The organism is Marinitoga sp. 1155, from assembly GCF_001021175.1.
GTDB lineage: Bacteria > Thermotogota > Thermotogae > Petrotogales > Petrotogaceae > Marinitoga.
In genome coordinates, this window is sequence record NZ_AZAX01000010.1 from 16,765 (window position 1) to 27,706 (window position 10,942).

The 10,942-nt window shown below is 25.1% G+C and carries 9 protein-coding genes; all 9 read left to right on the top strand.

Annotated elements, in window-relative coordinates:
* The 9 genes from pelG (at position 1) to X274_RS12380 (ending at position 9,900) form a co-directional block, all read left to right on the top strand.
* Entirely contained in the window at positions 1-1,422 is a 1,422-nt protein-coding gene (gene pelG / locus X274_RS04190) for an exopolysaccharide Pel transporter PelG (protein ID WP_047265560.1), read from the top strand.
* The gene (locus X274_RS04195; RefSeq protein WP_047265561.1) at positions 1,419-3,716 is read left to right on the top strand and encodes a DUF2194 domain-containing protein; all 2,298 of its coding nucleotides are present in this window, start codon (positions 1,419-1,421) and stop codon (positions 3,714-3,716) included. The genes pelG and X274_RS04195 overlap by 4 nt, the downstream gene beginning before the upstream one ends.
* Positions 3,713-4,258, top strand: a complete 546-nt coding sequence (locus tag X274_RS04200; RefSeq protein WP_047265562.1) for a 5-formyltetrahydrofolate cyclo-ligase — start codon at positions 3,713-3,715, stop codon at positions 4,256-4,258. The genes X274_RS04195 and X274_RS04200 overlap by 4 nt, the downstream gene beginning before the upstream one ends.
* Entirely contained in the window at positions 4,255-5,037 is a 783-nt protein-coding gene (locus tag X274_RS04205) for a nitrilase-related carbon-nitrogen hydrolase (RefSeq protein WP_047265563.1), read from the top strand. Before X274_RS04200 ends, X274_RS04205 begins: the two co-directional genes overlap by 4 nt.
* A gap of 23 nt (positions 5,038-5,060) precedes the next feature.
* Positions 5,061-5,951 (top strand): carbohydrate kinase family protein, encoded by an 891-nt coding sequence (locus X274_RS04210; protein WP_047265564.1) that lies wholly within the window; start codon positions 5,061-5,063, stop codon positions 5,949-5,951.
* Positions 5,952-5,955: 4 nt separating this feature from the next.
* Positions 5,956-6,861, top strand: coding sequence for an MJ1477/TM1410 family putative glycoside hydrolase (locus X274_RS04215; protein ID WP_047265565.1), 906 nt, complete (start codon positions 5,956-5,958; stop codon positions 6,859-6,861).
* Positions 6,862-7,250: 389 nt separating this feature from the next.
* A complete protein-coding gene (locus X274_RS04220) occupies positions 7,251-8,705 on the top strand; it encodes a glycosyltransferase (RefSeq protein ID WP_047265566.1) in 1,455 nt (484 codons plus the stop codon).
* Positions 8,706-8,830: 125 nt separating this feature from the next.
* Entirely contained in the window at positions 8,831-8,914 is an 84-nt protein-coding gene (locus tag X274_RS12375) for a hypothetical protein (RefSeq protein WP_255350146.1), read from the top strand.
* Between the two features lie 125 nt (positions 8,915-9,039).
* Entirely contained in the window at positions 9,040-9,900 is an 861-nt protein-coding gene (locus X274_RS12380) for a PD-(D/E)XK nuclease domain-containing protein (RefSeq protein WP_442914801.1), read from the top strand.
* The last annotated feature ends 1,042 nt before the right edge of the window (positions 9,901-10,942 follow it).

Below are 10,942 nucleotides of genomic sequence, written 5' to 3' on the forward strand. Positions count from 1 at the left end.
TTGGCTGGAATAGGCTTTAGATTAAATAAAATGTTTCATCAAGGTGGAGTATCAACTGATTTATTGGCTATAGCGTATTCTGTAGTTGTTTCTTCTGGGCCATGGATAATAACAACTTTAACATTGTGGATTATCTTGAGCTTTTTAAAAATATCAAACATTTATTTTAATATTTCAATTGTTTATTCTTTTGTATTTTCTATAATAATTTCAGGATTATTTATAATGTTTGAGTCAAGAAGAATTTCAGACCTTATATATTCAAAAAAATACAAAAAAATATTACCTGAAGTAATGGGGATACTGATTTTTGCTACACTTTTCGCTATTTTTATTTTATATATATTTTTTTCCTTTTATAAACATGAAGGTTGGTTTGTCCTTTCTTTTTCTTATCTTGTTGTTTCCCTATTAGCCTTATGGATAATTTCAATAGCTTCAATGTCTACAAATGCCATAAACTGGTATATTATGGGATATATTATAATGGGCTTTTTCTCAATAATATTTTCAAAATATTTTGGATCAGAAAAAAATCCTTTGGGCTATATTTTAGGTTATGCTTTCGGGGTTAATATTGGAACATTTGTACATTATATTCTGGCCTTACTGTATTTCGGGACAGATTTAAACTTAACCTCATTTGAATGGATAAAAGAAATTAAAAAATACTGGCATAATATTTTAATAGGATTTACCTATTACCTGGCATTATGGATAGACGATTTTATTATATGGCATTCAAAAGAATTTGGAGAGATGCCAATTAATGGTTTTTATTTTTCTTTTATTTATGACAGTCCAATGTTTATAGCCTATTTAACCATAATACCAACAGCAACTATGTTTATACTTGTTTTGGAAACCAGGTTCTACAAAACATATAAATTTTTTTATGACTCATTAATTGAAGGATACAATTATTATGAAATCAATATTAGAAAAGAAAACATGGAAAAAGAATTAAAATTTGATATTAATTTAACCATCAGGGTTCAGGCAATTATTACATTCATATTATTATTGCTGAATGAATTAAATATGCTACCTTTTATTTCGGAAGTCTTTAAACCAATATTAAGATTAGGTTTAATCGGAGCTATGATGAATTCTTTTTATCTCATGATTATGCTTTTACTACTATATTTCGATTTTAGAAAAGAAGCATTATACTTAAATATTTCAGTACTTTTGATAAATTTATTATTAAGTATTATTTTCTTAAATAAATTTGGTTATTATTCACTTGGAGCAAGTTATACCTTTGCTTTTACAATAGGAACATTTATCGGATATAAAATATTAATTTCAAAAATTAAAGATTTAATAAAAACAGAATATTATAGACAAAAATTAGCTGTTGAGGATGGATATTATCTTTATTATAAAGACATTAAAAATTTAATGGAGGAAAAATCATGAAAAAATCAATTATCTTAATAGCACTTTTTTTAATAACACTTTCCTTATTTGCACAAAAAGACCTTTTGTTACTTTATAAAGGGTCAGAACAATATGGAGAATTTATGTTTAAATACCATATTATTCCAATTCTGGAAAAATATAATGTAAATTATGAAATAAAAGATATAGAAAAAATGAATTATTATAGAATTGATAATAAAAAATATTTTGGAATAATAAGCTGGTATTATTCCCCTGAATTAAAAGACTCTCATTTATATTTAAGACAATTATCTACTTTTGTAGAAAATGGTGGATTTTTTTTCTTTTTTAACAATCTTGGCGTAACTTCTGATATTAGAGAAATAAATAATTTATTGAATAAAATCGGTATACACTATATGTACGGATATAAAGAATTAAAAGATTATAAAATAACATATAAAAAAGAATACTTTTTAAGTCCTCCAGCAACTTCAAACAAACAGCCTGTTGAAAAATATGTTGTTTTTGGAAATAATGTGATATTATCATATAAATATGAAAATAACTTCTATCCAATGATTATACTGTCTAAAAATGGTGGTGGCGCTATTTTTAATAGTTTTATCAATGAACATGGTGATATTATTCTGAATATAAAAAAAATAATATTAGAATTAATAAATCAAAAAGTTGGAAAAGAAAACAAAATTTTAATTATAAAAACAAAATTTGATAGTGCTGAATATTTATCTTCCCAAAAAGAGTTTAAAAAAATTTTTGCTTATGCTAAACTCAATTATGAATTCATAAATGTTGAGGATTTTTATAACTTATCTTTTATTGATTTATTACCATATAAATATATAATCTGGAATACCAATGCAGAATATATAGAAACTAACACAATAAAACGATTTATCAACAATGGCGGTTCTTTTATTTTTTCGACTAGTTTAAATAACACACCGTGGAAAAATGAAATTATTGAAGATAACACAAATATATCAAAAATAATTTTTTCAAAAAAACTTTTTCCAATTGGAAATGAAAAAAATGGCGATTCTATATTAAAAAGATATTTTAGTATAACATTCAACATAAAATTTGATAAAAACAAAAACATTTTGGCTTATTTAAGCAATGATAATAATAAAAAAATTCCTATAATATGGTATGAAAAGCATAATAATGGTTATATAGGATACATTTATCCAAGCATTATTTTAAAATCCATAAGAGGTTTAATATTACAAACAATCTTAGAGATGCAAGATGTATCTATTGCCGGATTATTAAATTCTTATATTTTTTATATAGATGATTTTCCATTACCTTCATATAATATTACAAAAAATATAGATGGCAAAAAAATTACTGATGATGAATATTATTATAATGTATGGTGGCCAACAATAAAGAAATTTTCCGAAAAGTTTAATATAAAATATACTTTTGTAACTCCTTTAAGTTACAATGGTGCAAGTACACCACCCTTTGAATTTACTGAATTTTTTATAAGCAAAAACAATAATCCATATAAAACCTTAAAAGAAATAGACAAATCTGAATTTGAACTTGGACTGCATGGATATAATCATAACTCTTTAACAAAAGAAAAATGGGATAATCCCGAAAATATAGTATTGAGCTTAGATGCAGCTAAAAACTTTTTAAGTAAAGTTTTAAACCACCCTATTGTAATAAGTAGTTATGTTGCTCCAAACAATTTAATAGATTCTTATGGTGCAAATTATTTATTAAAAGCATTACCAACTATAAAAACTATTGGAACCTCTTATGAAAGTAATGGCGAATTTTCTGAATACAAAATTACAAATAATTTTGTAGTAATAATTCCAAGATCCACTTATGGTTATTATCCATTAAATAGACTATATTTAACAACTATAAACACTCTTGCCAATTTTGGTACTTTTCAGCATTTTATACATTCAGATGATGTATTCGCAAAAGATAGAAATCCTGAAAATAAAACTTGGAATGAAATGTATCATAATCTGGAAACTTTTTATACTACAATAAAAACAAAATTCCCCTGGCTTAGAAATCAAACATCGTCAGAAGCATATCCATATTTTTTTGATTATCTAAGTCAAAATGTTAAATATTACTGGAAAGGTAAAAGTTTAGATGTAATAATTCCAGATTCTTCTTTATTTCCAAAATATTTCATGATAAAATCAAAAAAGCCTATTAGAAAAATAGATGGTGGAAAAATTATTCATTATTATAGAGAAAACAATTTATATATAATTGAAATGAATAAGAATATTATGAATGTAGCATTTCTGGATGTGAAAAAATGAAAAATAAAATTAGAAAATCAATGTTGGAAAAACGAACAAAATTAAAAATAAAATTGTATAATACCTATAATGAAATAATATTAAAAAAAATAATAAAATACCTGAAATCTATAAAATTTAATAGCATAGCTATTTATTATCCTTTCAGGAATGAGGTAAATTTATTAAAGTTAGTTGATCTTTTAAAAGATAAAGATATAGTTTTTCCAAAAATTAAAGGAAAAGATATATATTTTGTAAAGGTAACTTCAGTGAATGATTTTGAAAAAGGAAAATTTGGAATAATGGAACCCGTTGGAACATCTTACAATAAAAAAATAGATGTATATATAATTCCAGGCGTTGCTTTTGATAAAAAAATGTATAGATTGGGCTATGGCGGAGGATACTATGACAGATATTTTTCAAGAAATACAAAAACACATTTGATAGGAGTAGCCTTTGATTTTCAAATTTTAGAAAGCCTGCCTGTATATAATCATGATATAAAAATGGATATAATATTTACAGAAAATAGAGTTATAAAGGGTGATGATTTATGAAAATTGGATTAGTTCAATTTAAACCTCATCTTTTTCAGGTAAAGGAAAACGTAGAGAGAGGTATCGATCTAATTAAAAATGAAAGCGCAGATTTATTTGTATTTCCTGAACTTGCATTTACAGGTTATACTTTTAATACAAAAAATGAAGTCGAATGGGTCTCTGAAAATATGGATGGCTTTTCTATAAAAGCTTTTAAAGACTTTGCAATATCAAAAAAAACAAATGTTGTTTTTGGATTTGTTGAAAATGACAATGAAAAATTTTATAATTCATCTATACTGATAAAATCAGATGGAAGTCATAGAATATATAGAAAAACACATCTATTTTATGAAGAAAAATTGTTTTTTGAAAAAGGCAATACGGGTTTTTGGGTAGAAAATATCAATGGCGTTAAAATAGGACTTGCAATATGCTTTGATTGGTTTTTTCCAGAATCTTTCAGAACTCTGGCTTTAAAAGGAGCTCAAATAATTGCACATAGCGCTAATTTAGTTATGCCTTATTGTCAGGAAGCTAATAAAATACGATCTTTAGAAAACAGAGTTTTTATTGTAACCTCAAATAGATGGGGGGAAGAAATAAATGCTCTTAATTCAAATAAATTTACCGGAATGAGTCAAATAACAAATCCAGATGGAAAAGTAATTGTAAGATTCCCTCAAAAAGGTGACAAAGTTAAAATTGTGAATATAAATCCAGAAGAAGCTAATAATAAAAATCTGAATAAACATAATAATATTTTCTATGATAGAATACCTGAATTCTATAAATAAAAAATCTATGAGGAGAGGTGTATATGTTTTTATCAATAGGTGAAGTATTAATTGATATGATAAGTGAATTTGATTCATTAGAGAATGCAAACGTTTTCCAAAAATTTTTTGGTGGTTCTCCTGGAAATATAGCTGTAAATTTAGCCAGGCAAAATATAGAAAGTTATATATTATCCACTATAGGTAGGGACCAATTTGGTTTATTCATTAAAAATTATTTGAAAAAAAAAGGTGTAAATACATCCTTTTTATTCGAAAAGGAAGATGTAAATACCGATATAGTATTTGTAAATAAATCAAAAAAAACTCCGGAATTTAAAGCTTATCGGAGTTCTTCAATAAATCTGGAAATACCTGATATTGACTTAAGTAATTTTAAAATTATACATATATCTTCTTGGGCAATATCAGAAACAACTCAATTTGAAAAAATACTCCAGCTGGTAAAGAAAGCTAAATCAAAAAACATAATAATAGGATTTGATCCAAATTATCGTACAGTCTTATGGCATAATAAATATTCTATAATAGAAGTTTTAAAAATCTTTGGACCATACATTGATATAATAAAACCATCACTTGATGATGCTGAAAATATATTTGGAAATGCAAATATTGACAATTTTAAAAAACTGGGAATAAAAAATATAATTTTTACATTGGGTGAAAAAGGCGCTATTATTTATAATAAAAATTATAATATTTCTCTTTCATCATATAAAACTAATGTCATTGATGTTACTGGAGCTGGAGATGCTGTATGGTCTGGAATATACATAGGATTGATAAATAACTTAAATATAGTTGAATCTGTAAAATTAGGATTGGCTTTTGCTGCAGAAAAATTGAAATATACCGGTGCAATTGCACCTTTAGATAACTGGAAAAACATAAAAAATAAATATGTAAGGTGATATTATGGAAAAAACTATAATATTCATATTAATATTATTAATTGGAACTCCTTTTTTAATACCGTTATTTATAGAAAAACTTGACGTTCCATTGATATATCAATTGACTAATATAGATTTAAATAAAATTATCCTTTTTTATAATCCAAAATTTTTAATAATTGATTATTCAAAAGATGGAAGTGAAAAAAATGAGTTTAAAAAATATCAAATAGATAAACTAAAAGGAATTATAACAATAGCTTATTTAAGTATAGGAGAAGCGGAGGATTATAGATATTATTGGAAAGATGATTGGTATAATAATCCACCAGAATGGCTTGATGGTGAAAATAAAAATTGGCCTGGAAATTATAAAGTAAAATACTGGGATAAAGAATGGAAAAATATAATATTTGATTATCTTGATAAAATTATTTCTCAGGGATTTAAAGGTGTATATATCGATCTTGTCGACAGTTATGTATACTGGGCTAATAATGGCTATAACATAAAAATAACTGCTAACAGAATGATAGATTTTATAGTTGAAATTGCTGACTATGCCAGAAAAAAAAATCCTGACTTTCTTATAATACCTCAAAATGGCGAAGAAATTATAGAGTATGATAATGGACGATATTTAAACGTTATATCGGGTATTGGAATTGAGAGTTTATTTTATACAAAGCTGAAAAAAAACAAAGAAAAATATATAGATCATCGTTTAAAATATATATTAAAAATCAAAAATTCAGGAAAACCTGTTTTAGTAACAGATTACATATATAATTCAAACAATATTAATAAAGAAAAGATTATGGATTTTATAAATTTATGTAATCAATATGGATTTTATGGATATCCAGCAAATAAAAATCAAAGATTAAATGATATTTCTGATGCTTTAAAATTTTTTAAAAATAAATAGAATAACTAAACTTAAAGGGTGTCCAAAAAGTAAAGTTGCTCAAACCTTAATTGCTAATCTTCAAAAATAGCATATTTTCGCCGGTCGTATCAGACTCACATCCATGTTCGGCTTCACTCAATTTTGCATCCATGCAAAATTGACCGGCTTCATTTTACGCTTAGATTTTTTATAAAAAATCTAAGATAAATAGTTTTTTTAAAAATTTTATAGAAAACAAAAATTTAAACAAATAGCCCACCGCAGGAGAGCGATAGCTCAAAAATTTTTTATAAAATCAAAATTATTTAAACCAATACCCGCGGTAGCGTGTACAGACAATTTTCGAGTTTTCGCTTACTTTACTAATTGGACACCATATAAACTTAAAATAAGGATGAGGTGAAAAAATGAGAATAGCTTTTTTTAATCCACAAGGAAATTTTGATAAAAAAAATTCGAGACTAACTCAACACCCTGATTTTGGAGGACAATTAATTTATGTACGTGAAGTGGCCATGGAACTCTCGAAATTAGGAGTTAATATTGACATATTTACACGAAAAATTGAAGATGATAATTGGTCAGAATTCAAAGATGATTTTGATTATTATGATGGTTTTGAAAATTTAAAAATTATTAGAATACCTTTTGGAGAAAAAAAATTTTTAAGGAAAGAACTTTTATGGCCATATTTGCAAACTTTTTCGGAAAATATTTTTGAATATTACAAAAAACTTGGTGAATTACCAGATTTTGTTACCACACATTATGGTGATGGTGGTATAAGCGGTGCAATTTTCGAAAATATTACACATATACCTTTTTCGTTTACTGCTCATTCATTAGGAGCTCAAAAACTTGATAAATTAGGGGTTAATATAAATAATTTTGATGCCTATGATAAAGAATATAATTTTTCAACAAGAATAAATGCTGAAAGAATTTCCATGAATAGATCTGCGTTTAATATTGTAAGTACAAATCTGGAAAGATTTGAACAATATGGACATCAATTATATGAAGGGGCTATAGATATAAATGATAATTCCAAATTTAAAATTATCCCTCCTGGAGTAAATACAAAAATATTTTCTCAAAATAAAAAATATATTGATAATATATTCTGGGGAAAAATAGAACAATATTTATTAAGAGATCTGGATAATCTCAATAAACAATATATAGTACTTTCAAGTAGAATTGACGAAAAGAAAAATCATATTGGTGCGGTTAAGGCTTATTCTCAATCCACACATTTACAGAAAATAGCCAATCTGGTTATTTTTGTTAGAGGCTTAAAAAATGGCTTCGAGGATATTGATAAACTTTCAAAAAAAGAACAGAAAATTATCAGAGAAATAAAAAATTTTGTAGAGAAATATAATTTATATGGAAAAATATCATTATTTGATGTTCCAGGCCAGGAAGAACTGGCAAGTGCCTATAGATATTTTGTAAAAAGAAAATCTGTATTTGTATTACCAGCTTTCTATGAACCTTTTGGCCTGGCGCCAATTGAAGCAGCAGCTGTAGGATTATCAATTGTAGCGACAAAAAATGGTGGTCCATCAGAAGCATTTGATAATGGCAATTACGGTGTTTTAATTGATCCAATGGATATTAAAAATATTATAAACGGATTAATTGAAGGATTAAAAAATTTTGATAAATATTCTGAATTAGGTAAAAAAAGAGTTCTTACAAATTATACATGGAAGATAACAGCAAAAAAATATCTTGAAGCTATTGAAAATTATCTAAAAAACCCGAGCAAAAGTTATAATTATATACCTATTTCAGAATTTTTCTCTGATAACAACATTGCCAAAAATATTATATTAAAATATTTAAAATCAATTTAATAATATATCCTGTCTCCTGAGGCAAAAGACTCATTTGATTGTTTCAAATATTTTTTCTATTCTTGTGAGAATATATAAAAACAGTAATACTCATAGACGAATATGAATCACCAATATTAGAACATATAAACAATAAAGAAAAAGCAGAAGAATTTAGAGCATTTTTAAGGGAATTCTATAAAAAAGTAAAAACAAAAGATGACACATAAAATTTGTATTTATAACAGGTATAACAGAACACACGCCTGAAGGCGTAAAAGCTTCTTTAAATAATTTAGACAAAATAACCTTTGATAAAAAATATTCAACTTTTTTTGGTTTCACCAAAAAAGAATTGGAAAATAATTTTAAAGAACATATAAAAGAAACAGCAAAAGAAATAGGAATAACAGAACATCAATTATTAAAAGAAATGAAAAAATATTACAATGGTTTTTCCTTTGATGGAGAACAATTTGTATATAATCCATTCTCCATATTAAAGTTTTTTGAAGAAAAAAAATTCAGAAATTACTGGTTTGAAAGTGGCTCACCATCATTTCTATCAAAATATATAGAAGACAAAAAAGTAACCTATGAGGATCTGATAAAAAACACAGTAAGTAGCGATGATTTTACAACAAGAGAAATAGAAGATGCAAATGCAAATATATTCTTCACACAGGCTGGATATCTAACATTTAAAGGAAAAGAAATGTATGGATTTGAAGAAGAATATATATTAGACTATCCAAATCTAGAAGTGAAAGATAGCTTTTCAAGATTAATATTAGAATCGAACTATAAAGTGGAAATAAAAGAGATAAACAAAACAGTATGGAAAACATTAAAAAACAATGATATAAAAGGATTAATAGAAGAAATAAAAAGAATAATAAGTGCAATACTATATAACTTACATAAAAAAGAAGAAAAGTATTATCATTCATTAATATTTACAATAATAGCATCAGCAGGAATAGATGTAAAAGCAGAAGAATTAACAAACTTAGGACGAAGCGACCTTGTAATAGATTTTGATGAAAGGATATATCTTTTTGAAATAAAAGTAGATAAAAATGCAGAGGAAGCAATAAACCAAATAAAAGAAAAAAAATATTATGAAAAATACAAAGGAAAAGAAATATATATAATAGGGATAAATATCAATTCTGAAAAAAGGAATATTGAGGATTATATAATTGAAAAGATATAACTGCACATAATCTCGAATTAACAAAATCCCCGTTTTCGGGGATTTTGTTATAAGAATTTATCAATAATCTCATCAATCAAAATTCTTTCATCATCCTCAAAAGAAAAATAAATGAATTTTTCCTTAAAATTCTTCACGTTCTTTAAAAGCACAATGATGATTTTCTCCACCTTTCTTATCCATCATGCAACGCCGTTTAAACCATTACACATCACTGTTGAATGTAGAAATTTTTTTGCAAAATTATATCCTTCTATAAATAACTCATATGCTTTATTATAATCTTCATTCTTAATATAACCTCTTGCCTGAGAATAGTTCAGAATTAGCCATCCTTTTACAGAGAATCAATCATTTTGTTTCATATAAAATTTAAAAATAAGAAACTTTAGATTAATTAAAGTGGAAATAAGCGCAGTATAGAATTATTACAAAAAAATAACAAAAATTAAAAAAGGAAAATTAATTAAAATGTAACAAAAATCAAATTCTAAAACATTGATGAAAAGCGGTTTTCTATTTTAGAAAAAACACTTGCAAGTCATGTTAGAAATGGTAAAATATAAAACTGAAAAAATGCATTTTGAAATGAACCTGGAGTAAGAAAATTTATTTTCATAGTAATAACCAAGGCATTTATTATTAAAAATCATAAAAGAAATTTATGATTATAGTCATCAAAATTAAATAAAAAAATAACATCAAAAATATATCGAATGATATAATAATTATGTAAAAATTTTTAATTTTAGAAAATAAAAAACTATTATAATTTTACTTGAATTTTACATGGTATAGTTGACTTCTTTTTTTTTTTTTTTTTGCTAAAATTATTGTAAATTGAATAAGTGAAAATAATATCTTTTAATTGTACCGTAACATAATATAAAAATTATACATTTATTGAGTTTTATCTTGAATTATTGAGTTATAAAATTCACAATTATACTTTTAATGTAAACGTAAAGAAGATGTCTGTTTATTACCTGTCTTTTAAACACATCTAACGCTCCCGACGATATACAGAGAAAAATTTTAAGGA